This window comes from Candidatus Tisiphia endosymbiont of Myopa tessellatipennis (assembly GCF_964031105.1).
Taxonomy (GTDB): domain Bacteria; phylum Pseudomonadota; class Alphaproteobacteria; order Rickettsiales; family Rickettsiaceae; genus Tisiphia.
Window position 1 is genome coordinate 259,157 of the sequence record NZ_OZ035005.1, and the last position, 23,920, is coordinate 283,076.

The 23,920-nt window shown below is 32.0% G+C and carries 20 protein-coding genes and 1 pseudogene; 14 read left to right on the forward strand and 7 right to left on the reverse strand.

The window, feature by feature from the left end:
- The first annotated feature begins 553 nt into the window (after positions 1 to 553).
- The 9 genes from AAHN03_RS01295 (at position 554) to AAHN03_RS01335 (ending at position 11,488) form a co-directional block, all read left to right on the forward strand.
- Complete coding sequence (locus AAHN03_RS01295; protein ID WP_342278853.1) at positions 554 to 2,584, forward strand: hypothetical protein; 2,031 nt, start codon at positions 554 to 556, stop codon at positions 2,582 to 2,584.
- A gap of 138 nt (positions 2,585 to 2,722) precedes the next feature.
- Positions 2,723 to 2,884 (forward strand): hypothetical protein, encoded by a 162-nt coding sequence (locus AAHN03_RS01300; protein WP_342278854.1) that lies wholly within the window; start codon positions 2,723 to 2,725, stop codon positions 2,882 to 2,884.
- A gap of 145 nt (positions 2,885 to 3,029) precedes the next feature.
- On the forward strand, positions 3,030 to 4,091 hold the full coding sequence (locus tag AAHN03_RS01305; protein ID WP_342278855.1) for an IS110 family transposase: 1,062 nt from the start codon (positions 3,030 to 3,032) through the stop codon (positions 4,089 to 4,091).
- Between the two features lie 1,059 nt (positions 4,092 to 5,150).
- The gene (rho, locus tag AAHN03_RS01310) at positions 5,151 to 6,503 is read left to right on the forward strand and encodes a transcription termination factor Rho (protein WP_341762045.1); all 1,353 of its coding nucleotides are present in this window, start codon (positions 5,151 to 5,153) and stop codon (positions 6,501 to 6,503) included.
- A gap of 20 nt (positions 6,504 to 6,523) precedes the next feature.
- Positions 6,524 to 7,471, forward strand: a complete 948-nt coding sequence (mdh, locus tag AAHN03_RS01315) for a malate dehydrogenase (protein WP_342278856.1) — start codon at positions 6,524 to 6,526, stop codon at positions 7,469 to 7,471.
- Between the two features lie 153 nt (positions 7,472 to 7,624).
- Positions 7,625 to 8,377 (forward strand): peroxide stress protein YaaA, encoded by a 753-nt coding sequence (locus AAHN03_RS01320; RefSeq protein WP_342278857.1) that lies wholly within the window; start codon positions 7,625 to 7,627, stop codon positions 8,375 to 8,377.
- A gap of 332 nt (positions 8,378 to 8,709) precedes the next feature.
- Positions 8,710 to 9,444: a hypothetical protein gene (locus tag AAHN03_RS01325; protein WP_342278858.1), complete on the forward strand. Its 735-nt coding sequence runs from the start codon at positions 8,710 to 8,712 to the stop codon at positions 9,442 to 9,444.
- A 270-nt stretch (positions 9,445 to 9,714) separates the two neighbouring features.
- The gene (locus tag AAHN03_RS01330; RefSeq protein WP_342278859.1) at positions 9,715 to 10,221 is read left to right on the forward strand and encodes a transposase DNA-binding-containing protein; all 507 of its coding nucleotides are present in this window, start codon (positions 9,715 to 9,717) and stop codon (positions 10,219 to 10,221) included.
- Positions 10,222 to 10,426: 205 nt separating this feature from the next.
- Positions 10,427 to 11,488 carry an IS110 family transposase gene (locus AAHN03_RS01335; RefSeq protein WP_342278860.1) on the forward strand — a complete coding sequence of 354 codons (1,062 nt, stop codon included), beginning with the start codon at positions 10,427 to 10,429 and terminating at the stop codon, positions 11,486 to 11,488.
- Positions 11,489 to 12,010: 522 nt separating this feature from the next.
- Here the strand turns inward: AAHN03_RS01335 and AAHN03_RS01340 are convergent.
- From AAHN03_RS01340 to AAHN03_RS01355, 4 genes are all read right to left on the reverse strand, one after another.
- Positions 12,011 to 12,235 carry a hypothetical protein gene (locus AAHN03_RS01340; RefSeq protein WP_342278861.1) on the reverse strand — a complete coding sequence of 75 codons (225 nt, stop codon included), beginning with the start codon at positions 12,233 to 12,235 and terminating at the stop codon, positions 12,011 to 12,013.
- Between the two features lie 21 nt (positions 12,236 to 12,256).
- Positions 12,257 to 12,997 carry an NAD(P)-dependent oxidoreductase gene (locus AAHN03_RS01345; protein WP_342278862.1) on the reverse strand — a complete coding sequence of 247 codons (741 nt, stop codon included), beginning with the start codon at positions 12,995 to 12,997 and terminating at the stop codon, positions 12,257 to 12,259.
- Positions 12,998 to 13,325: 328 nt separating this feature from the next.
- Positions 13,326 to 14,630: a hypothetical protein gene (locus AAHN03_RS01350; protein ID WP_342278863.1), complete on the reverse strand. Its 1,305-nt coding sequence runs from the start codon at positions 14,628 to 14,630 to the stop codon at positions 13,326 to 13,328.
- A gap of 121 nt (positions 14,631 to 14,751) precedes the next feature.
- Entirely contained in the window at positions 14,752 to 15,495 is a 744-nt protein-coding gene (locus tag AAHN03_RS01355; protein WP_342278864.1) for a class I SAM-dependent methyltransferase, read from the reverse strand.
- 182 nt (positions 15,496 to 15,677) lie between these two features.
- On the opposite strand from AAHN03_RS01355, the gene AAHN03_RS01360 reads away from it, so the two are divergent.
- Positions 15,678 to 16,325: an HD domain-containing protein gene (locus AAHN03_RS01360; protein WP_341762036.1), complete on the forward strand. Its 648-nt coding sequence runs from the start codon at positions 15,678 to 15,680 to the stop codon at positions 16,323 to 16,325.
- Positions 16,326 to 16,844: 519 nt separating this feature from the next.
- Here AAHN03_RS01360 and AAHN03_RS01365 read toward each other — a convergent pair.
- Together AAHN03_RS01365 and AAHN03_RS01370 are read right to left on the reverse strand one after the other, a co-directional pair.
- Positions 16,845 to 17,907, reverse strand: a pseudogene (locus AAHN03_RS01365) (IS110 family transposase).
- Between the two features lie 145 nt (positions 17,908 to 18,052).
- The gene (locus tag AAHN03_RS01370) at positions 18,053 to 18,214 is read right to left on the reverse strand and encodes a hypothetical protein (RefSeq protein ID WP_341761148.1); all 162 of its coding nucleotides are present in this window, start codon (positions 18,212 to 18,214) and stop codon (positions 18,053 to 18,055) included.
- Between the two features lie 199 nt (positions 18,215 to 18,413).
- Between AAHN03_RS01370 and AAHN03_RS01375 the strand changes: the two genes are divergently transcribed.
- The gene (locus AAHN03_RS01375) at positions 18,414 to 18,716 is read left to right on the forward strand and encodes a hypothetical protein (protein WP_341762035.1); all 303 of its coding nucleotides are present in this window, start codon (positions 18,414 to 18,416) and stop codon (positions 18,714 to 18,716) included.
- A gap of 274 nt (positions 18,717 to 18,990) precedes the next feature.
- Here the strand turns inward: AAHN03_RS01375 and AAHN03_RS01380 are convergent, their stop codons facing one another.
- Positions 18,991 to 20,205, reverse strand: a complete 1,215-nt coding sequence (locus AAHN03_RS01380) for an EAL domain-containing protein (protein ID WP_342278865.1) — start codon at positions 20,203 to 20,205, stop codon at positions 18,991 to 18,993.
- 80 nt (positions 20,206 to 20,285) lie between these two features.
- Between AAHN03_RS01380 and AAHN03_RS01385 the strand changes: the two genes are divergently transcribed.
- The 3 genes from AAHN03_RS01385 to AAHN03_RS01395 all read left to right on the forward strand — a co-directional run bounded on the left by AAHN03_RS01385 (position 20,286) and on the right by AAHN03_RS01395 (position 23,835).
- Complete coding sequence (locus AAHN03_RS01385) at positions 20,286 to 20,552, forward strand: BolA family protein (protein WP_342278866.1); 267 nt, start codon at positions 20,286 to 20,288, stop codon at positions 20,550 to 20,552.
- Between the two features lie 97 nt (positions 20,553 to 20,649).
- The gene (locus AAHN03_RS01390; protein WP_342278867.1) at positions 20,650 to 22,071 is read left to right on the forward strand and encodes a DASS family sodium-coupled anion symporter; all 1,422 of its coding nucleotides are present in this window, start codon (positions 20,650 to 20,652) and stop codon (positions 22,069 to 22,071) included.
- A 141-nt stretch (positions 22,072 to 22,212) separates the two neighbouring features.
- A complete protein-coding gene (locus tag AAHN03_RS01395; RefSeq protein WP_342278868.1) occupies positions 22,213 to 23,835 on the forward strand; it encodes a hypothetical protein in 1,623 nt (540 codons plus the stop codon).
- The last annotated feature ends 85 nt before the right edge of the window (positions 23,836 to 23,920 follow it).

Consider the following 23,920-nt stretch of genomic DNA (forward strand, 5'->3'; position numbering starts at 1 on the left):
GGATTAATTTCATTAATCCGAAATTGGAATGAGAAAGTAAACAATCAGGCTTAAAGCTGTTTGACGCCTGATTGTTAAATATTTCATTTGCTAATAATCTTATTTTTGTACCAATAAAAATAAGATTATTAGCGATAATAGATTAAAATGCATTCGTACCAGCCGCTTCAAGAATGCATTTTTTTGATATTCTAGCCATTTTTGGATTAAAATTAAAAATTTTAATCCAAAACTGAGGTTAGCAGGGTTTTTTACAAAAATACAACAACGCCAACTCTGAAATGCGTTAAGTATATTTATTCTATATCAAAATGCTTGCAAGAATCATCAATTCAATAGAGACTCTTTTGCAATAGGGATTATATGTCTTCCAATTTTGTGGTTAATATACTGCTCGTAAATGAAGAGTTGATAGACGATAGAATCAAAATCAACAAGTGCTAGGAGTGTCCAAGCCGAGGAGTACAGCGTACATTAGTACGTGAGTACCGCAGGTCTTGGACAATGACAACGCAATTGTTGATTTTCATCGAGTATATAATGAAAGGTTTTTATGTCAGACAATAGAGCAACTATAGAATCCAGTAATTTAAATATATCTAATTTTGAGAGTGATAAGGAGTCTATTCATTCTGAATATAGTACGAATCAAGATGATAATATATCGGTAAGATCTGTTGATTCTGGGTACGAAAGTGATAGCCATTTAGCAGATAAACAAGATTATATTATTAGAGTTAACACTAAAAACGAGATTGAAAATATAAATAAATTAATAGGAAGGGCATACACATATAAACTTAAATTTCTAAAACAACCAACTCCACAATTATCAAAAGAATTTATAGCTAATGGAGTACTCATTGGTACTAACGAATCATTTATGAGTGCAATGACTGGATTAGCAACAGAAAGTTTTTACTGTAATTTATCTGATAAAAAGACAGAAGAACTTCTTGATAATTTTAGTTTAAATATAGAACGTTCTAAAAGGCTTATGAACGACAATGACAAGGCAAAAGCAGATAGGCAATTTGCAAACTTAGAAGCTAGTTTAAAGGGATTTGTATTAAATGATATTAAAAGTAACAATGATGAGGATAAGATCGCTCTTGAAGCTGTTAAAAAAGTAATATTAGAATTAAAAGGTCAAGCAATTCCTAAATCAGATTATGCCAGTACAGTAATTAACAAAACTATGGAAAGTTTACAAGCAGATACAAGACATTTTAGTACCGAGCAACTTAATATTTTTAATAAAACTATTAGCCAAGGAAATAAAACTGTTAAATTTGCTAAAGAATTCACAAAACTTAATAAGACAGAACGTACAGCTCTTTCTAATGCAGTTAATGAATCTACTAATTCTTTTATAAAAGAATTAGTAGATAGTAGGAATAATGGGTTAAGTCCAGAGTTTGTTAATTATAGAGCAAATGAAACCAAAAGGCTTTTATTGACTCTTAGTATAAAGATACAGGATACTGGTCCTATGGAAGAACAAAAGAGTAGACAAGAGGCTTTTTGTAAACAGCTGCTACCTTATGTCCATATGCCGAGTGAATTAGCAACTGAGTTATTTGAAGAGTGGAAACCAACAGAATTACATAGCTTAATTGGCAAGGAAGCTCAGAAATTTTTTAGTGTAGATAATGCTCAAAAAAATTCTTCGTTTCTAACCTTAGATGAGACAAAAATTACAGAAGAAAATATCAAACGATTTGCCGATTCTATTAATCCAATTATTAAAGATAAAGATGCAGAATTAGTCTCAAAACCAATCCTTAAAGAATCTATTAACAGAATTCAAAATAAAACAGATATAAAGATTACAGAACAACAAAATAATAAAATCTCGGAACAATTATCTCCAACTTTAATAGAACTTGGTTCTGAGCAACTAAGAAATCACAAAGACGAGATAATATCTGACATAACAAATAAAATTGCAGCAGATAAATCTTGGTATTCTTCTGTGATTAAAAAATTACCTATTTCTACAAATAATTTACAGGATATTGCTACACACCTTACAGACAAATATAGCAATCAAACTGCACCAACCATGTCAACTTCAGTGTCCACACCACCACCTCCTCTTACTCAACATTCTAGCATAGAAACAAAACAAATACCCGAACCTAGTAGTTCTAATTTTGTGGTATCAACACCAACAGAAGCTAAGTTAGAAAATATAGAAGCACACAGATTAAATGAGTTAACTACGGACCAACTAGATAACAGAGTCTTGGTGGATAAGTTACAGAGCAATTCGATAGCTCAGATGGACAAATCTATATCTCAAGAGCTAGCTGAAGATACTGCTGGTCTGCCCAACCCAAAGGTAGAAGAAATGCCTACAAAAGCCTCCATAGTTCAGGAAACTCAAACAGATAAATTATCATCAATGAAGCCACAAAATAATCCAAGCATGTCTAGTATTATTAGTACTAATGTTAAAATAGAAATTCAACAAGTAAAAAAAACGTTAAGGCATGTAGAAACAATTAAAAGAGAACTAACAACATCTACTAAACCTACTAAACCTGCTCTTAAAGCAGTAAATAAAGGAAGGTTATGGTAAATTGGTCAATTTTGTCGTATAGAAGCTAGTATAGTACCCTTCCTGTCTATTTTTTTCGATACCAGCTTTCGCTGGGATGACATCGTAAAATTGTATTTAGATTTCGCTACCTACGCGACTCATCTTCGAGACAAAAAAGTGCTTAAAACGTCTAAAGAATCAGGTTTGCAGTGGTTTTGGCATGAAGTTTGTAATCATGTAAACATCACTTTTCTACTTGACATACTAAAAATTAGTCAACATAATGCTTCTTATGTGTATTACCATTGTTTTGTTTCAAATAAAAACTCTTGTCATTAAAGTACACTTTTATCAGTATTTCTTTATTATAAAATTCCACAGGTGAAAAAATAATGGTATGGATCTCCTGATATACAGAATGAAAAGCAGTTGCTAATCTTCTAAAGTTAATATTAAATATTAAAATAACAATCAGGATGCTAAGATGGAAGTTACCACAATTGGTATAGATATTGCAAAAAGAATTTTCCAAATTCATGGTGTAGATAAAAATGGTAAGACGGTATTAAAGAAAAAATTAATGAGAGATCAAGTTTTAACATTTATGGCTAATTTACCAAAATGTTTGGTAGGGATGGAAGCTTGCGGCGGAGCTAGTTACTGGGCAAGAGAAATAACTAAATTGGGGCATACAGTAAAACTAATGGCAGCACAATTTGTCAAACCGTATGTTAAAACTAATAAAAATGATCAAGCTGATGCAGAAGCTATATGTGAAGCGGTAACAAGACCAAATATGAGGTTTGTACCAATTAGAACTGTAGAACAACAAGATATTTTATCAATTCATCGAGTAAGAGAGAGATTGGTAAAAAATCGTACTGCCCTTGCTAATGAAATTAGGGGTCTACTACATGAATTTGGTTTTATTATTCCTCAAGGGATCAATAAGGTTATGACAAAATTAACCGAGATTTCAGATGAAGGAAATTTAAGCCAGCTGGGTTATCAAACATTTAGTGAACTGAAAGAGGAATTTTTGGATAATGACAAAAAAATAAAAGAGATAGAAAAAAGATTAAAAATAATAGCTAGCAACTTAACTCAATATCAACGATTAACAGCTATACCTGGTCTTGGTTTAATTACTGCTACTGCTTTAATAGCATCAATAGGTAATGCTACAAGTTTTGAGAATGGTAGGCAATTATCGGCATGGTTTGGATTAGTGCCAAGGCAGCATTCCAGTGGAGGGAAAGATAAGTTGCTTGGAATTAGCAAGCGAGGTGATGTTTACTTGCGTACTCTATTGATCCAAGGAGCTAGAGCTGTACTAAATGCCAAGATAAGATTTACATTGGAAGAACAAAAATCTAAAAAAGATTTTAGCAAATTTACGCAGTGGATGTTTAATTTATCTGAGCGAAATGGACATAATAAAACAGTAGTTGCTGTAGCTAATAAACTGGCAAGAGTGGTGTTTGCAGTACTAAGGTCAGGGGATGATTATGTAGAGAGTAAAGTTTGTAGCACAAAGCTATTATAATTAACATAAAATAAAATAAATAGTGGTTTATTAATTAATAGGTAAACAAAGAATATGTAAGAGATTCCAACCCGGAATATGCGTGAGATAATAATATTGATGGTAAATAAGACAAACCTTAGCTTACAAAGAAACTGATGACTACAATGGCTCTTTGAAGCCGATAAAATGATAAGTATATAGTAAATTTGTAAGCCAGCGAATTCCATCAGGGCTGTAGGATAAATTACACATAATTTATTAACTATAAGCCGGATACATGTATGCATTTGCATTTTTGCTATTAGATGTTATTTTTTTCTTGCATTTTACAGGAGGTTCATACATGTAGTCAGTAACGAGAATTTAATTCTACACTCCACTCGTCGCATAATACTCACGTTCTATAGCATAATTTCTGCTCATATTTATCTCGAAGATGAGACGCGAGACATCAAGGCTTCACCATTACTATACCTAAAACCTTTTCGGGTTAGCTATAAATTACCCTACCATGTGTAATTTGTTTGACAACCGCAAAATAATTTGATAAATATAAATAATTAAGTTAGTATTAATACCAATTCCCAAATTAAGTTAGTTACTCGGAAATACGAATGCTCTCTAGGTTCACATAGTCTAGCTGAGCTGTCAAAATTTTGTGATGCTAATTTCAATAAATTTCTTGCAGAGTTCGCTTATGTGCAAGGATTTAAGGAAGCCACGAAATCTCGACTTGCAGCACACTCAAATTCCGTTACGGATTTGAGCCTAGGCACGACGAATAAATTACCAACAAAAGTAGAATTATGCAAGAAGTCTAATCATTCGAGTAGTAGTCTAACCTTAATCTTTAAGTAACTTGACTTTCGTAGGTTTCGTGATTCTCCCAGTTTTTAAAGCAATAGACCTATTTCAAAACTAGCTATGAAAGGAATTTTTACTAAAAAATTAATCAAAAAATCGTAAGTAGTACTAGTGTACATGAGAATTCCTTCGATTGATTCTAACAACAAAATGACCTAGAAAGAATAAAGTTTCTAGAAAAGTCTGATCTTAACTAATCTAAAAAAAATAGGTATGACCCAAAATACAGTTACTAACAATAAGGAATCACCTGATATTTATTATAATAATAGTACCAAGTATGATAATCCTAATAAAGATGGTATTGTTATCATCAATCTTAAACAATTAAAACGTAAGTCACCTGAAGAATTGCAAATACAGGCAGAAAATCTTAATATTGAAAATTCTAGTGCTTTGCTAAAACAAGAGCTAGTCTTTGCTATACTCAAGAAATCTGTTGAGCAGGGTGATTTGATTTCAGGAGAAGGCGTACTTGAAATTTTACCTGATGGGTTTGGCTTCCTTAGATCTCCAGAAGTAAATTACTTAGCCGGTCCTGATGATATTTATATTTCCCCAAGTCAGATTCGTCGTTTTGGACTACGTACAGGGGACACGGTAGAAGGGCAAATTAGAGCTCCAAAACCAGGAGAACGTTATTTTGCCTTGTTAAAAGTAAACAAAGTTAATTTTGAAGACCCTTCTAAGGCCTATCATAGAGTACATTTCGATAATTTAACGCCACTTTATCCTGAAGAAAAATTATCCCTAGAGCTAGAAGATAATAGTAAGGATTTTAGTACAAGAATAATTGAATTGGTTGCTCCTATGGGTAAAGGACAACGTGCGTTGATTGTTGCTCCACCAAGAACGGGAAAAACTGTTCTATTGCAAAATATAGCTCATGCTATTACCACCAATAACCCCGAAGTATTTTTAATTGTTTTGTTAATTGATGAACGCCCAGAAGAAGTTACTGATATGCAACGTTCAGTGCGTGGTGAAGTAGTTAGCTCAACTTTTGATGAACCCGCTATTAGACACGTTCAGCTTGCTGAAATGGTTATTGAGAAAGCTAAAAGGTTGGTCGAGCATAAAAGAGATGTAGTAATATTGGTTGACGCAATAACAAGACTTGCAAGAGCTTATAACACTGTTGTACCCTCGTCTGGTAAGGTTCTTACTGGGGGAGTTGATGCAAATGCTCTGCAACGTCCAAAAAGATTCTTTGGAGCGGCAAGAAATATTGAGAGTGGTGGTTCATTGACTATAATAGGAACTGCTTTAATTGAAACCGGTTCTCGTATGGACGAGGTAATCTTTGAAGAATTTAAAGGTACTGGTAATTCTGAAATAGTCCTCGATCGCAAAATAGCTGATAAGCGTGTTTACCCTGCGATTGATATTACTAAATCTGGTACACGTAAAGAGGAGCTATTGGTTGATAAAGCCATTTTAACCAAAATGTGGATTCTTCGTAGAATCATTAACCCAATGGGAACTATCGATGCAGCAGAATTTTTAATTGATAAACTTAAAAACACTAAAACTAACACAGAATTTTTTGATTCAATGAATTCATAAAATGTTTTTCAGGAGGAAGTATGGCTAAAAGAACAAAAATTGCTTTAATTGGTGGAGGAAAGATTGGCGGAACACTTGCACATTTGATCAGCCTCAAAGAACTTGCTGATATAGTTATGTTTGATTTATCTGAAGACCCTTCGCAGGGTAAGACTTTAGATATATCACAAGCTGGAACAATTACCGGATCAGATATAATTGCCAAAGGTACTAACGATTATAAAGACATAGAAGGTTCAGATGCTATAATTGTTACAGCTGGAGTACCACGCTCACCCGGAATGAGTCGGGATGATTTAATTAATGTTAATACTACTGTTATAAAAACTGTGGCTAGCAACATTAAGCAATATGCACCGAACGCTTTTGTCATTGTTATAACCAATCCACTTGACGCTATGGTTTACGTAATGTTAAAGGAAAGTGGACTAGCTAGCAATATGGTGGTTGGTATGGCTGGGGTACTTGATTCATCAAGATTTAACTTTTTCTTAGCCAATGAATTTAATGTTTCCGTAGAAAATGTTAGTAGTTTTGTACTTGGAGGTCATGGTGACTCAATGGTTCCTTTGGTTAGATATTCGACAATTAACGGCATACCAGTTTTAGATTTAGTAGAAATGGGGTGGTCAACGAAAGAACGTATTAATGCGATAATAGATCGCACAAAAAATGGTGGTGGAGAAATTGTTTCACTACTTAAAAATGGTTCTGCCTATTACGCTCCGGCAACTTCTGCTATTGAAATGTTAGAGAGTTATCTAAAAGATAAACGTAAAATATTAAGTTGTGCTGCTTATCTTCAAGGGGAATATGGAGTAAAAGATATGTATGTCGGAGTGCCAGTTATTATTGGTAAAAATGGTGTAGAAAAAATAGTGGAAATAAAATTAAATGATGAAGAACAATATCTATTTAATAAATCAGTAGATGGAGTTAGAAAATTAATTGAATCAGTTAAGTTGTAATACTACCATTTCCCAAAACTAAATTGCTACTCGGAGTACGAGTGTCGGCTACCTTCGCATACAACTAGTACGTGAGGAGCGGAGATCATGAAGTATGACGACGTGATGATTAGTTTTCGGACATGGTATAAATTTTTTGTCTAGATTACAGATATGCTAAGTATAATTTCACCAGCTAAGACTCAGGATTTCATCTCGGAAATACCGGATTTACCATGTACGCAGCCACATTTCCTTACTAAAATGCAGTATCTCTTACAGATATGTAAAAGCCTATCACAAAATCAGATCAAGCAGGTAATGAATGTAAGTAGCAAACTGGCTGAGCTTAATTATTATAGATTTCAAGATTTCGATAACCATCCCCAAAAGCAAGCGATATTTGCCTATGATGGGGATGTTTATGATAATATTGATAGACGAAGTTTCTCTAAAGAGCAATGGGATTTCTTGCAGGGACACACGTTAATTATATCAGGTTTATATGGACCACTAAGAGTTTTAGATAAAATAAAACCCTATAGGCTAGAAATGTCAACAAAATTGCCAAATTTAGAAAAATTATCCAATTTTTGGCAAATTGATATTACCAATTATCTAAATCAAATATTAGCAACTCATCAAAATAAATATCTAATCAACCTAGCCTCTAATGAATATTCCTCTGCCATAAATCAAAATGATCTTAAATATCCAATAATTAATATATATTTTAAAGAAAAAAGAAATAATAAATTACAAATAATAGCTATAAACGCCAAGAAAGCTAGGGGCAGCATGCTTAACTTTATTGCAGAAAATCTTATAGACGTACCTGAAAAATTAAAACAGTTCTCTAAACAAAACTATTACTATAGTGAAACTGAGTCTTCCAACAAAGATTGGGTATTTGTTAAAAATGAATAAGTTGTAATATTACAACTACATTTAAATTTAAAGATAATAACTTGGAATTATATATTAGTGTTCTTTAAATTCTTTACTATTCTGATTATTATTTATTAGTAGTTTATAAAATAGTAGTATCTATGCAATTTAACCGTAACAGAGCAATTATTAGTTTCCTTAAAGCCAATGAAGGTTAGAAATTTACTTCTAGAGAAATAGCTGCATGGCTAGTAAAAACTTATCCTGAGGAAGTCAAGAGAAAAGCGGAGAACAGTAAATGCAAATCAATACTCAATGTAACTGATCCAGCAAAAATAGCTCAAATTATTATAGTACTCTTTAGTGGAGAAATGACTAAAGAACGTAATGAAGCCATACAAAAACAAGAGCCTGGTATTAAAATAACACAAGAGTGTCCACGTAAATACTATTTTACTAAAAAAACTGATCAAGCGGAGATAGAAGAAGCTGAAAAATGGTCAAACATAAAAGAAAAAGAGGTGTATCTAAAGCTTTCAGAATTTCTTTGGGATGAGCTTAATATTTATAACATGACTATTAATGATAAACGTTCTTCAAATCGTAGTGGTACTAATGCTAATAAATGGTTATATCCCGACCTAGTGGGAATGGAGGCTATGACGAAAGGTTGGGCAGAGCCGATCAAAGATTGCGTCAAACAATATGCGGATATAAAAGCTAAACTTTGGTCTTTTGAGGTGAAAGTAAAAATTAATCACTCCAATGTACGAGAATCTTTTTTTCAAGCACTATCAAATTCTTCATGGGCTCACTATGGATATTTAGTAGCTTTCTCTCTAGTAGAAAGCAAGGATAGTAACACTTCTCGTGAACTGGAAATTCTTTCTGCTAGGCACGGTATAGGATTTATTTTATTAAACATAAACGAATCCGAAAAAGGTCGAATACTAATTCCTGCTAAAGAAAGATTAGAGATTGATTGGAATATGGCTAATAGGCTAGTTAAAGAAAATTCGGATTTTGAACATTTTATAAAAGAAGTAACTTCTTTTTATAAAACCGGAGAAACTAAACGCTCCGACTGGAAAAATATGAATTATTAAGGCTCTAGGCTCTGTCCAACTGATTGTGTGTACGTCAAGATAAGGTGCATTAATCTTACAGGTGAAAGTCCTGTTATGGAAGGAGTAGCTAGCTCCACCATATAGCGAGTCTTGTGCAGCTGAAGGTAACGACACAGTAGTAAAGCGTAGACAGCGAAACATCCGCCGAGCCGAAACCAAATCTAACAGTTAGCCTTAAGTTTTAATTGCAAGGATTAAAAAGAAATAAGATAATATTAAATTTTATTTTTTAAAATTTGAGGTAAGCAATTGGGTAGTTTGGGACTAGGAGAAGGAAGTAATAAGTTATTTTTTGAATCAGAATTTGAAAGTTTAGTTTTAAAAGATCAACGTCTTAAATCAAAAGCTTTAAAGATTTTTACAGCCCTAATGGCAAAATTTACAATCTGTATTAAGAATCTTTTTGATAATCCGCAAGATCAAAGACAAGCTTATGATTTTTTTGTTAATAGCAAAGTTAACAATGATCATTTAATAGAGCCGCATTTTAGGCAAACTACTGATAGAATTAACAATAATAATGATAATTTATTGCTAGTGATACAAGACAGTACGTATCTTAACTTTACTAACCACAAAGCCAAGATTGACATTGGTATAGTCAATTCAGGAGAATTTGGTGACGTCGTCGCTCCTCATCTTCGAGACAAAAAAGTGCTTAAAACGTCTAAAGAATCAGGTTTGCAGTGGTTTTGGCATGAAGTTTGTAGTCATGTAAACATCACTTTTCTACTTGACATACTAAAAATTAGTTAACATAATGCTTCTTATGTGTATTACCATTGTTTTGTTTCAAATAAAAACTCTTGTCATTAAAGTACACTTTTATCAGTATTTCTTTATTATAAAATTCCACAGGTGAAAAAATAATGGTATGAACCTCCTGATATACAGAATGAAAAGCAGTTGCTAATCTTCTAAAGTTAATATTAAATATTAAAATAACAATCAGGAGGCTAAGATGGAAGTTACCACAATTGGTATAGATATTGCAAAAAGAATTTTCCAAATTCATGGTGTAGATAAAAATGGTAAGACGGTATTAAAGAAAAAATTAATGAGAGATCAAGTTTTAACATTTATGGCTAATTTACCAAAATGTTTGGTAGGGATGGAAGCTTGCGGCGGAGCTAGTTACTGGGCAAGAGAAATAACTAAATTGGGGCATACAGTAAAACTAATGGCAGCACAATTTGTCAAACCGTATGTTAAAACTAATAAAAATGATCAAGCTGATGCAGAAGCTATATGTGAAGCGGTAACAAGACCAAATATGAGGTTTGTACCAATTAGAACTGTAGAACAACAAGATATTTTATCAATTCATCGAGTAAGAGAGAGATTGGTAAAAAATCGTACTGCCCTTGCTAATGAAATTAGGGGTCTACTACATGAATTTGGTTTTATTATTCCTCAAGGGATCAATAAGGTTATGACAAAATTAACCGAGATTTTAGATGAAGGAAATTTAAGCCAGCTGGGTTATCAAACATTTAGTGAACTGAAAGAGGAATTTTTGGATAATGACAAAAAAATAAAAGAGATAGAAAAAAGATTAAAAATAATAGCTAGCAACTTAACTCAATATCAACGATTAACAGCTATACCTAGTCTTGGTTTAATTACTGCTACTGCTTTAATAGCATCAATAGGTAATGCTACAAGTTTTGAGAATGGTAGGCAATTATCGGCATGGTTTGGATTAGTGCCAAGGCAGCATTCCAGTGGAGGGAAAGATAAGTTGCTTGGAATTAGCAAGCGAGGTGATGTTTACTTGCGTACTCTATTGATCCAAGGAGCTAGAGCTGTACTAAATGCCAAGATAAGATTTACATTGGAAGAACAAAAATCTAAAAAAGATTTTAGCAAATTTACGCAGTGGATGTTTAATTTATCTGAGCGAAATGGACATAATAAAACAGTAGTTGCTGTAGCTAATAAACTGGCAAGAGTGGTGTTTGCAGTACTAAGGTCAGGGGATGATTATGTAGAGAGTAAAGTTTGTAGCACAGAGCTATTATAATTAACATAAAATAAAATAAATAGTGGTTTATTAATTAATAGGTAAACAAAGAATATGTAAAAGATTCCAACCCGGAATATGCGTGAGATAATAATATTGATGGTAAATAAGACAAACCTTAGCTTACAAAAAAACTGATGACTACAATGGCTCTTTGAAGCCGATAAAATGATAAGTATATAGTAAATTTGTAAGCCAGCGAATTCCATCAGGGCTGTAGGATAAATTACACATAATTTATTAACTATAAGCCGGATACATGTATGCATTTGCATTTTTGCTATTAGATGTTATTTTTTTCTTGCATTTTACAGGAGGTTCATACATGTAGTCAGTAACGAGAATTTAATTCTACACTCCACTCGTCGCATAATACTCACGTTCTATAGCATAATTTTTGCTCATATTTATCTCGAAGATGAGCAAAAATTATGCTATAGAACGTGAGTATTATGCGGCGTGTGGGAAAACTAAACCTCATTTCCATCAACTTTTTATTTACTCTTAATCGGAAATTTAGGTTTATAGAAAATATCGTGAGATAATATCATTACTTACATATTCTCCGCTAGAATTATTTTTAATCCACTCTTCATCTAAAAAATTCATAACTACTAAATCATTAGAAAATTTGTACTTTTGATTATATACTAATTCTTTCACTATTAATTTTTGTATTTTAGGATGTAACATATATTGTTGTGGCTTTTGATTAACCTCTTGAACTAAATGAAATACTGCTTGCACGATTCCACCAAGTAATAATCCTCAAGTAAGTTGTATATCATTGGCTGGCACAGATTCTCCAGAATTATCCAAATTTACAGGGTATCCTCCTCTAAAAATATTGAACGTTGCACTATCTGTAGAATATTCTATATTATCCAATACGTTAGAGGTATTAATAGAAGAATTATCTTGAATAATATGCAATAATGACTGAAATTCTATATCTTGTGATGAGCAACTAATTAGATTCTTTGTTCCTCGTATTTTATTGACGTCAAGAGATAAAGTAATATCTTCTCCTGTACAACCAAAAATATACTCAGATTTCTGAAATAAAGATAGAATATTATTTGCAGTTTTAATCTTCTTCATAAGATTATACTTACTGTCAGATTTATCATATATTATTACTTTATGATTTAAAGATAATAGTTTCCGGGCGACAGCCCTTCCTATAGCTCCAAGACCTACTACTCCACAAATAAGGCTATGAGATTGTAAAGGCAAAATTTTATCAAGTTTTTGTATGACGGCCTGAGCAATCATTGGAGGTTCTAATATCTGCTTTGTAGCAGAATAAGCAACGTCAATAAAAGGTAACGTGGTATTATTCTTTTTAGTAATATTAACAACACCGGATGATGTTTGCTCTACAGCAAAGACTTTGTAATTATCACTTAGTAACTTTGGAATATTTGTTGTACATTTACTACCATCATCTAGTATGATAATAGTGTCAGATTTTACATTCATTATGGTAGTAGCAACATTAGCCCACATATTAGCTATATCTATATTAAAATAATAGTTAAAATAGCCAAATTGTTGCGGGAACTAGGGTAGTAATTTACTCCCATTTCTATAAGTTGGGCAATTACTATAGGACAATTTGAGTATATTTTACCCATTATATGAATATTATTCGGCTTAGCACCTAATTTGATAAGAGATTTTATTAAATCTATTGTTGTAAATAACAAATGTTGTACACAAACAAAGGTAACATTTTTTAAATTAAGATCCTTACATCCTTTTAATTTATCTATTATACTTTGTAGAGTTGCTAATATGGGTGTATTTAAATTACTTATAATATAAACTCAAAAAATTACTCGTCATTGCATATAGCAATACAACCATTAAAAAAACTAGATGAGGAGCAAAATACTCTTGCTTCCTTACCATTACTATTATACTCTAAAAATCTAGCATCATCTTCAGATATAATTTTACTAGATAATATCTGACCAAATGGATCGTTTCCAAAATGAAATAACTCAAATTTTATGTTTTTAAGTGAGTTGACACTATGATTCTCAATTTGGTGAATAGTATTTATTAAAATATCTAATAATCTTTTAATCTCTCTTTGATCTTCAATTATACTTGGAGGATTTCTACAATAAGGAGAGCTATTAAATAGAGTAGGAAAGCTAAGAGAATAATAGACTTTACTATTTTTAGTAAATTTTGCTGGTTGCATAATATTTGGTATATAATCTTTTAGATTATAATCATTTACATATATTTGCTGTATTAAATTCATTGGCAAACCTGTATCATCCGTGGATGGCTTAAATGCTATAGCAGAACCTTTAGAAATCAAAATTAAATGTCTAACAGTGTCTATTAAATATGATCGTGGTTTTAAATTACGTAGATTAATTGCATGAATAAAAAATGACCATAATAAACTAAAATCTGTAAAATCTTCTAACAATTGAAATTGTTTCCAACATTGATTAACTAGATAATTATAAAAACCACTATATCCAAGATCATTTGGTTGAAGAAACCACTCATTAGAAAATACTAAAATGCTATTATTCCAATTTGAATTATGAGAATACTTATTAATATCTACAAATGTCTGCCAATGATCTGACAAACTATAGGGAGCATAGATATCAACCCCTAATTTTTTTTTAATTCTATTATGACCCACTGTATCAGAAATACTTGGAATCATAACAGTAGAGCGAGCTCCGGCTGACACATTCCAAATAGGCATGTCTAGTGAAGATGTTTGGTTTAACATATGCATTAATTCAAATAGACCAAAAAGTTCACCAGTCAAAAGAACATTAGGAGAAACAATTCTATTTTGTATCTGAACAAATACTTCACTCAAACTATTAATAATTAAGGATAAGGGAATATGACTATATCTCAACTTCTTTTTTAGAAATTCTGGAATTCTTGAGTCATTTATAGGAATTAGTTTACCATCTTTAGTTGGTAGATGAAACTCCCCCCTATTGACAATATATGCTCCATAAGGATATTTTATTTTGAATAAAGAATATTTTCCGCATTGATTAACATTATCACATTTTTCTGCCAGTTCAGGATTAACCTTATAAACTTCATCCTTAACTTCAGACCATTTGACTTCTTCAACACTAAAATTCAAATCTTCTCCTATACTAGATTCTCGTATAATTAAATGAACTTGAAAGTGATTAAAATTGTTGAGTCTAAATAAATATAATAGACTTATTGCAGAAGCGAATTCTGCAATAAGTCTATTATATTTATTTCTCTGCCTCTATTAATAAGAGTATATTAGATTCTTTTATAAGGTTAAATTCTTGTTCTGTAAAGCTCTGTAAAGCATTTTCTTTTAAAAACAAGTTATGTTTCCTTACATTCTTGAAGCCCAATTTTTCCATTAATCTCTTTATAGTATCAAAATCCATATGATAGCACGTTACAACACAATCATTTGTAATACTAATTTCTATGGGGCAACCATCCGTGTACTCATCTTTCAAAAACCTCGTGGGAAGTTTTAATATATCAAAAACCTCTGGATAAGAATATGCGCTTATAATATCTAAAGTGCATATTACAACTTTTCCTCCTTGTTTTAAGCATTCATAACAATTTTTGATAAATATTTCTAATTTACTTAAAACATCTATATATAAAATCACAAAGATATTATATACAATATCGTATTCATGTTGTCCCAAAATTGCAGAACTTTCAACATCAGAAAAATCTAATACATGTAACTCAATATTACTATTTTTGATATTTTCTTTACATAGCTCTACTTGATAAGGAGAAATGTCACACCCTACTAATTTCAGTGGATTCTCAGCATAGAAAATTTCTAAATATCTACCAAATCCACAACCTATCTCTAATAGAGCCTTGTCTCTTACATTTCCTATAATATTTTTTACGTGTGGGTTAATAATATAATTATTAAATCTAAATTCCTTAGTTTCTCTATAAGAATCAATAATAGTTTTTAATTTCCAGTTATTCATAATTTTACCATTGAACAATTAGAGGAACTGCTTTTTATTATTTTAACAATAAGAATTAAAATTAAAAAGCACTAAATTACAATAGCATAATTTTAGCATGCTATTCTTGCCCCCTATTTTCAGTCTTACCAAGTGTGTTTATATATGGTTTCTTTATACTTATTATAAAAATACGAGACTTTATGAGAGATCAGGATTATTGGCAAATAAAATTCAAAATGTGTCAATACTCAAAAAGATTGTTAAACCAGCTTTTAATATTAAATGAACATATTAAAGACAAGGTGGATATTATTGAAATTAAGAAAGCAATATATTATGCTAGGAAATATCATGCTGACCAAAAAAGACAATCAGGAGAGCCATATTACTCACATCCAATAGAGGTAGCTTACATGGTTGCTACTTACACGGCTCAAACACGTCCACGATTTTTTAGAACAGACATGATAGTTACCTCATTACTTCATGACTGCCTTGAAGATACAAATATAACTGAAGAAACGATTAATATTATCTTTGGTAGTAAAGTTGCTAATCAAGTTCAAGACTTAACTAGAATAAAACCAGAAAAAAAGATTAGTGTCGTGGAAATGATTAATTCTTTATTTATTCAAGGAAAGTCAGATATACTGATTATTAAAATTTTTGATCGTTTGCATAATATGAGAACTCTTTACGCAAAATCCTCTGAAAAAATTGATAAAACAGTTAATGAAACTTTATGTTATTTTGTACCACTTGCTATGCATCTTAATATGAATGATATAGCAAACGAATTAATTAATATATCTTTAAAATACCTATTAGGTCGTAACTGTAAATTGTAAGCAGTGTTTGACCCTCTAATAAAAATTAACCACCTAATACCATTTCCGAAAACTAATCATCACGTCGTCGTACTTCATGATCTCCGCTCCTCACGTCTCATCTTCGAGATAAATATGAGCAGAAATTATGCTATAGAACGTGAGTATTATGCGACGAGTGGAGTGTAGAATTAAATTCTCGTTACTGACTACATGTATGAACCTCCTGTAAAATGCAAGAAAAAAATAACATCTAATAGCAAAAATGCAAATGCATACATGTATCCGGCTTATAGTTAATAAATTATGTGTAATTTATCCTACAGCCCTGATGGAATTCGCTGGCTTACAAATTTACTATATACTTATCATTTTATCGGCTTCAAAGAGCCATTGTAGTCATCAGTTTCTTTGTAAGCTAAGGTTTGTCTTATTTACCATCAATATTATTATCTCACGCATATTCCGGGTTGGAATCTCTTACATATTCTTTGTTTACCTATTAATTAATAAACCACTATTTATTTTATTTTATGTTAATTATAATAGCTTTGTGCTACAAACTTTACTCTCTACATAATCATCCCCTGACCTTAGTACTGCAAACACCACTCTTGCCAGTTTATTAGCTACAGCAACTACTGTTTTATTATGTCCATTTCGCTCAGATAAATTAAACATCCACTGCGTAAATTTGCTAAAATCTTTTTTAGATTTTTGTTCTTCCAATGTAAATCTTATCTTGGCATTTAGTACAGCTCTAGCTCCTTGGATCAATAGAGTACGCAAGTAAACATCACCTCGCTTGCTAATTCCAAGCAACTTATCTTTCCCTCCACTGGAATGCTGCCTTGGCACTAATCCAAACCATGCCGATAATTGCCTACCATTCTCAAAACTTGTAGCATTACCTATTGATGCTATTAAAGCAGTAGCAGTAATTAAACCAAGACCAGGTATAGCTGTTAATCGTTGATATTGAGTTAAGTTGCTAGCTATTATTTTTAATCTTTTTTCTATCTCTTTTATTTTTTTGTCATTATCCAAAAATTCCTCTTTCAGTTCACTAAATGTTTGATAACCCAGCTGGCTTAAATTTCCTTCATCTGAAATCTCGGTTAATTTTGTCATAACCTTAATTGATCCCTTGAGGAATAATAAAACCAAATTCATGTAGTAGACCCCTAATTTCATTAGCAAGGGCAGTACGATTTTTTACCAATCTCTCTCTTACTCGATGAATTGATAAAATATCTTGTTGTTCTACAGTTCTAATTGGTACAAACCTCATATTTGGTCTTGTTACCGCTTCACATATAGCTTCTGCATCAGCTTGATCATTTTTATTAGTTTTAACATACGGTTTGACAAATTGTGCTGCCATTAGTTTTACTGTATGCCCCAATTTAGTTATTTCTCTTGCCCAGTAACTAGCTCCGCCGCAAGCTTCCATCCCTACCAAACATTTTGGTAAATTAGCCATAAATGTTAAAACTTGATCTCTCATTAATTTTTTCTTTAATACCGTCTTACCATTTTTATCTACACCATGAATTTGGAAAATTCTTTTTGCAATATCTATACCAATTGTGGTAACTTCCATCTTAGCATCCTGATTGTTATTTTAATATTTAATATTAACTTTAGAAGATTAGCAACTGCTTTTCATTCTGTATATCAGGAGGTCCATACCATTATTTTTTCACCTGTGGAATTTTATAATAAAGAAATACTGATAAAAGTGTACTTTAATGACAAGAGTTTTTATTTGAAACAAAACAATGGTAATACACATAAGAAGCATTATGTTGACTAATTTTTAGTATGTCAAGTAGAAAAGTGATGTTTACATGACTACAAACTTCATGCCAAAACCACTGCAAACCTGATTCTTTAGACGTTTTAAGCACTTTTTTGTCTCGAAGATGAGTCACGTACTAGTTGTCACACTACTGGACAAAAGAAATGGAGTGGTTGCAAGAGCTAGAAAATAGAGTATTTTAGATTGAATACAAAAAAATCTGTGGAACTCTATGTTACTAGCCGAATTACTACCTAAGCATTTTTAGATGAAAGATTCAAGACTAAATACGTTCAAGAGATGGGATATTGAAGCTGCCTTTAAAGAGTGCAAAAGTAATGGTTTTAGAATGGAATACGCATATAAAGAGTAAAGTACGATTAGAGAATTTTATAAAATGTTTATTTGTAGCATATGCAATAGCAATAAAAATAGGAGCAATTGGAGAGCAAGAGCAACCGATAAAAATGAAGAAAACGTTAGGATGCAGGAGTTATTCTGTACTACAGTTAGGTATAAGATCAATTAAACAAGCTTATAGTCGTTCTAAGCAATTTTTTGATTCCTTAGTCATAAAATTGCTTAAGTTACACTTTGCACAACCAATATAACCTTTTCGTTCAGTAGTGTGACTAGTTGTACGCTCCGGTGTACAACTGTTGAAAGTTTACAAATACCTATACTACAGCGTCTATTAGCGAGCGTAAGCGAAGTAATCTAGGAAACAATCTATAGATAAATGATGTTACTGGACTGCTTCGTCGACCTTACAGCCTCCTCGTAATGACCTTGGTTATTTTTCTGCAACTTTTAAACTGCCATGATGAGCTTTAAAACCGCTCCCTTTTCTAACCTTCAACAGTTGTGGGGACATCGTGCTGATGATTATTTTATTCTGTTAACCGATGCCGGTGAGAAGAAATCGCCTTGCATATTATCGATTTTTAAGTTGATTAAAAAATTGGCTATTTCCCCATTTTCAACAAATTCTGCTACAGTTTGAACACCTAAATTTTCAGAAATTTTAATTAACCGTTTAATGAAATCTTGACTTTGTATATCGCTAGTGATGTTACGTACATAACTACCATCAATTTTAATAATATCTATCGGTAGATTTTGTAATTGTTTAAATGAAGTAAACCCAGCTCCAAAATCATCCAAAGCAAATTTACAACTAAATTTTCTTAATCTGTGCATAAAGAATTTTATTTGTTGGTAATGCTGATTAAGGGTAGTCTCAGTAATCTCAATAATTAATCTTCCTGAAACATCATATGTTTGTAATAGTTTTTCTACTATCTCTAGGAGAGAAACATCTAATATACCAATATTTGAAATGTTAACTGCAAGCACTAAGCTAGGGTTAGCATCTAGTTCTTTAATTGCCATTTCTAGCACTATTTGATCTATTATAAAAATTAAACCTTTCTTTTCAGCTTTTGGAATTATTGCACCTACAGAAAATAGATTATTATTTGTGTCAGGAATCCTTAGTAAACATTCATAGTAATGAATCTTCATTGTTTTACGGTCAATAACTGGCTGATAAGCAAAAACCATTGTTTTGTTTAATAAAGCTTTTCTTAAGAGATTCAGCTGCTTATTGGACTCTTTAACAAACTCTATATTATAATATTTATGGTCATACTCACGATAATAACTTTGGTCACCTTGATAAGAAACTAGCCAATTTAATAGATTATATACTTCTTTAGCTTGATTGGTAAACTTGGGAAACTCTATGCTAGCACTACTGCAATTCATATAAACTGCAGGTAACAGATCATCGACATAAAGTTGAGATAATAAATGTATTTTTAGGACAACTTCCTTAGCTAGATTTTGGTCTAGTGTGGGTAAAACCAACAATATTCTATCATGCTCAATTTGTTTATAAACTGATATAGAAGGAGCAGTAATTAATTTATTACAAACTTCAGAAATAATTTTATTAAGTTTGTCAATTATATAAATATCTCCTCCCATCATAGCATTCAATTCGTCGTAATTTAATAACTTAAAAGAGATACAATACCCATGCCCGGCTTTATCAAGTTCAGATTGCAAATTTCTAATTTTTGTATCTAATTTTGCCATAACCAACTAAATATAATATTTACTAAATACTAAAATCCCAGTAGACTTGATACAAGTAAAAGTTTTATATATATATAACTATGACCAAAATAAATAGAATAAAAAGAAAACTAGATGTGTTAAAACCACATTATTGCGAAATAGTTGACGAAAGTTACAAGCACGCCAGCCATAATGGTGGCATTACTGAAAGTCATCTTAAGATCAAAATTTTTGCAGCAGCTTTTATAGGAAAAAGTTTGCTAGAACAGCATAAAATAATTAACAATCTTTTAGCAGATGAACTAGCTAGCGGACTACACGCATTATCAATTGATACGAAAAACCCCCACTCACCTACTGATTAATAAACTCTTCTTTTTTTCTTGACAATCAATTATATTACATAAGAATGGACAAGGTTCATTCAAATAAGCTTTTACTCGATCTTGAAATAAATTTATTATGCCTAATATGTGTAATTGGAACAAAAATTTACCTATTCTAATTCTTGTTATTTTAGCTTGTGTAATATGGTATATACCGACCCCTGAAGGACTTGATGTTAAGGTGTGGCATCTTTCTATTATATTTATTACCACTATTGCAGCTATAATTCTTAATCCTTTACCTATGGGTGCTATAGCCTTATTTAGCATACTCTGTTGTATTCTGACCCAAACCCTTTCCTTAGAACAAAGTCTATCCGGGTTTAGTCATAGCATTATATGGCTGGTGCTGCTTGCTTTTTTTATTGCTCAGGGTTTTATAAAAACAGGCTTTGGGGAGCGGATAGCTTATCACATCATTCTACTTGTCGGACAAAGTACCCTTGGTCTTTCATATGCTCTAGTAATTGTTGATTTTATACTCGCACCTTTCATTCCTAGTGTATGTGCTAGGGGAGGAGGGATAATTTTTCCTATCGCTCAGTCACTCTGCACTGCTTACTCTAATAAAACAAATTACGAAACATCCGTTTCAAACGGTGGATTTCTCATGAAAGTAGTCTTTCAATCAAATGTGATAACTAGTGCTATGTTTATTACCTCTATGGCCGCTAATCCTTTAGCTGTTAAGTTCGCAGCTGATGCTGGGATTATAATTTCATGGAGTGACTGGGCAATAGCAGCTATAGTGCCAGGCGTGATTTCTCTTGCTGTCATGCCTCTTATTCTTTATTATTTACATCCACCCTCAATTAAATACGATCCATCTGCTATACAAATAGCTAGGGCAAAATTGCAAGAAATAGGTGATATATCATTGCAAGAGATTATTATGCTAATAACTTTTGTAATTTTAATTTTTTTATGGATGCTTGGCAGCAAATGGGGATTATCAGCTACTACAGTTGCACTATTGGGCGTATGTATTTTATTATTATGCAAAGTAATTAAATTTGAAGATACTCTTGCAGATAAAGGGGCATGGCATACCTTTATTTGGTATGGCACTTTAGTTATGATTTCAAGTTTTTTGTCTGATTTTGGTTTAATATCATGGGTTAGTGATAAACTTAGATATAATTTATTATGTTTTTTCTCTCCAATGATTGGTATAATTATACTTTCTATAATATATTTTTATATACATTACTTTTTTGCCAGTACTACAACCCATATTGCTATACTTTTTCCTACTTTTCTAGCGTTATTTATACATGCTAAAATGCCTGGTTTACTATCTGCATTGCTACTTAGTTTTTTATCAATATTATCTTCGGGTCTTACTCATTATGGACTCAGCAGTGCTCCAATATATTTTGAGACAGGATATATGAAGATCAGAACATGGTGGTATCTTGGTTTAGTTTTGAGTCTAGTATATGGCATTATATGGATTTTTATAGGCGGTATGTGGTGGAAAACACTAGGTTTGTGGTAGAATTGCTACTAGAATATATAGCAATCATTGCTGAATAATTTTATTTATTATAGAATTAGTCTTTAATCTTGTATAATTTGCTGTTAGACTCTCTTTTAAGATTAAATATGATAGGAGTCTAATACCAATAGGTAGTATATTATGACAGATGACAAAAAAGAATCTACGCCGTTTGAAAACCTTGAAAGTTCTGAGATAGATAGTACTACAATTGTACCTAAAGAGATAGAAATAGCTAATACGTTAGACAATCAAACAGTGCAACCCAAGCAAAGAAAAGCAGAGCTTTCCAAAAGCTTTGATGATATGGAGCTTGAACGTGAAAATAAGTTAAAACGTACTCCCTCTCAAAAATCTGTAAAAAGTAAAGATGATTTACATATAATTGAGCAAGAGAAAAGTGAAAGATTAAAATCGGTTAAAACAAATGAAGTTAAAATTTCAGATGAATTTGCAAAATCTTTAGAACAGGAAAGTACAGAACCAAAGACAGAATCAAAATTTAAGAGATTTTTAAATAAAATTAAAGCTGTTGGGGATTGGACAAAGAGTACAAGACTTTTCAAGGGTATAGAGTGGCTGTTAGATACAAAATTGGCGAAGGTGCTATTTGGTAGTGCTATAGGCCGTACTGTTACAATTGCACTTGCAATAGTAACACTAGCCGGGGTCTCCCCTCCAGCAGCTTTGACCGCGGCTGCAATAGCATTAGCTGGAGTAACTAGCGAAATAGTAGCTGATGTTATCAAAACAAGAAGACTCCGTAAACTTGCACAAGAAAATGACCTATTGATGCAAAATCGAGGGGACATAGACAAGCAACAATACTTACTACTACTCGATCCCAAATTAGCCAAGGCATTGGAAAAGAAATTACATGTCCCAAATAATCATGTTCCAAATGGCAAAGATAAACATTACCACTATGTAGATCCCAAAGTAGAAATGGCATTTAGTGCAAGCAAATTCATAGTTGATAATCTTCAAAATGCCGCTAATTTAGCGTCTAACATAACTGCTGCTACTAGTGGGAATCCTGTTAAGATTCTTACAGCACTAAAAAGTGGTACACTTTCAGCTATTTCTATAATTGGCTCAGGTGTAACTGAAAAGGACTCAGCTAACCTTACTACAGCATTTAAAATCAATATTAATGATGAACTCCGTAAGGATGATGTTGCCTATTATAGGAATTTACGAGAGCTACGTGAGATCACCCAAAAACAACATATCCAAACTGCAGCTTTGGCTGAATTAATACAAGATAAAGATTATTTTAAGTTAACCGATGAGCAAAAACAAAATAAATTTGATATATATCAACAAGCTTTAACTGAACTGATGTTTGACAAAAATTATAACAAGTTAACCGATGAGCAAAAACGAGCTACACTTCATACAGCAGTCAATAAATTTGAAGAAAAACCTAATGAAAAAGCAACTGAACCTGAAACTAAAGAAAAGAACAAAAGTAATAATATACTGACAGCAGCTGCAAAAGGTACACTAAGCCTTTTAAAAGATCTAGGTAGGACACATAATCCTTTTTATAAACAACCTAAGGTAATAAGGGATTATAGCCCATTAACGAAAGCTATGGAGGCTGCTAAAAAATCTGCTAAAGAGATCGTAACACCTGAGGTTATAGCACAGTTACGAAAAAGTAAATCTGTACCAAATTTATTACAAGAAGAAGAACGCTTTCTTCATCGGAAAAAACTGCAGAGAAGTAATTCTATAGATAACAATCAACATTCAATGTAACTCACCTACCATTACCCACATCTTTGGACTCGTGGGACGTCATCCTGAAACAAGTTTAGGATGACATCGATATCTTCAAAGTGTA

What these genes read in the sequence shown, in the direction of transcription:
- rho (WP_341762045.1), top strand. Translation starts at nt 5,151, where the DNA reads ATGACCCAAAATACAGTTACTAACAATAAGGAATCACCTGATATTTAT.
- AAHN03_RS01320 (WP_342278857.1), top strand. Translation starts at nt 7,625, where the DNA reads ATGCTAAGTATAATTTCACCAGCTAAGACTCAGGATTTCATCTCGGAA.
- AAHN03_RS01305 (WP_342278855.1), top strand. Translation starts at nt 3,030, where the DNA reads ATGGAAGTTACCACAATTGGTATAGATATTGCAAAAAGAATTTTCCAA.
- AAHN03_RS01295 (WP_342278853.1), top strand. Translation starts at nt 554, where the DNA reads ATGTCAGACAATAGAGCAACTATAGAATCCAGTAATTTAAATATATCT.
- AAHN03_RS01395 (WP_342278868.1), top strand. Translation starts at nt 22,213, where the DNA reads ATGACAGATGACAAAAAAGAATCTACGCCGTTTGAAAACCTTGAAAGT.
- AAHN03_RS01390 (WP_342278867.1), top strand. Translation starts at nt 20,650, where the DNA reads ATGCCTAATATGTGTAATTGGAACAAAAATTTACCTATTCTAATTCTT.
- AAHN03_RS01385 (WP_342278866.1), top strand. Translation starts at nt 20,286, where the DNA reads ATGACCAAAATAAATAGAATAAAAAGAAAACTAGATGTGTTAAAACCA.
- AAHN03_RS01335 (WP_342278860.1), top strand. Translation starts at nt 10,427, where the DNA reads ATGGAAGTTACCACAATTGGTATAGATATTGCAAAAAGAATTTTCCAA.
- AAHN03_RS01380 (WP_342278865.1), bottom strand. Translation starts at nt 20,205, where the DNA reads ATGGCAAAATTAGATACAAAAATTAGAAATTTGCAATCTGAACTTGAT.
- AAHN03_RS01360 (WP_341762036.1), top strand. Translation starts at nt 15,678, where the DNA reads ATGAGAGATCAGGATTATTGGCAAATAAAATTCAAAATGTGTCAATAC.
- AAHN03_RS01355 (WP_342278864.1), bottom strand. Translation starts at nt 15,495, where the DNA reads ATGAATAACTGGAAATTAAAAACTATTATTGATTCTTATAGAGAAACT.
- AAHN03_RS01345 (WP_342278862.1), bottom strand. Translation starts at nt 12,997, where the DNA reads ATGTGGGCTAATGTTGCTACTACCATAATGAATGTAAAATCTGACACT.
- mdh (WP_342278856.1), top strand. Translation starts at nt 6,524, where the DNA reads ATGGCTAAAAGAACAAAAATTGCTTTAATTGGTGGAGGAAAGATTGGC.
- AAHN03_RS01325 (WP_342278858.1), top strand. Translation starts at nt 8,710, where the DNA reads ATGACTAAAGAACGTAATGAAGCCATACAAAAACAAGAGCCTGGTATT.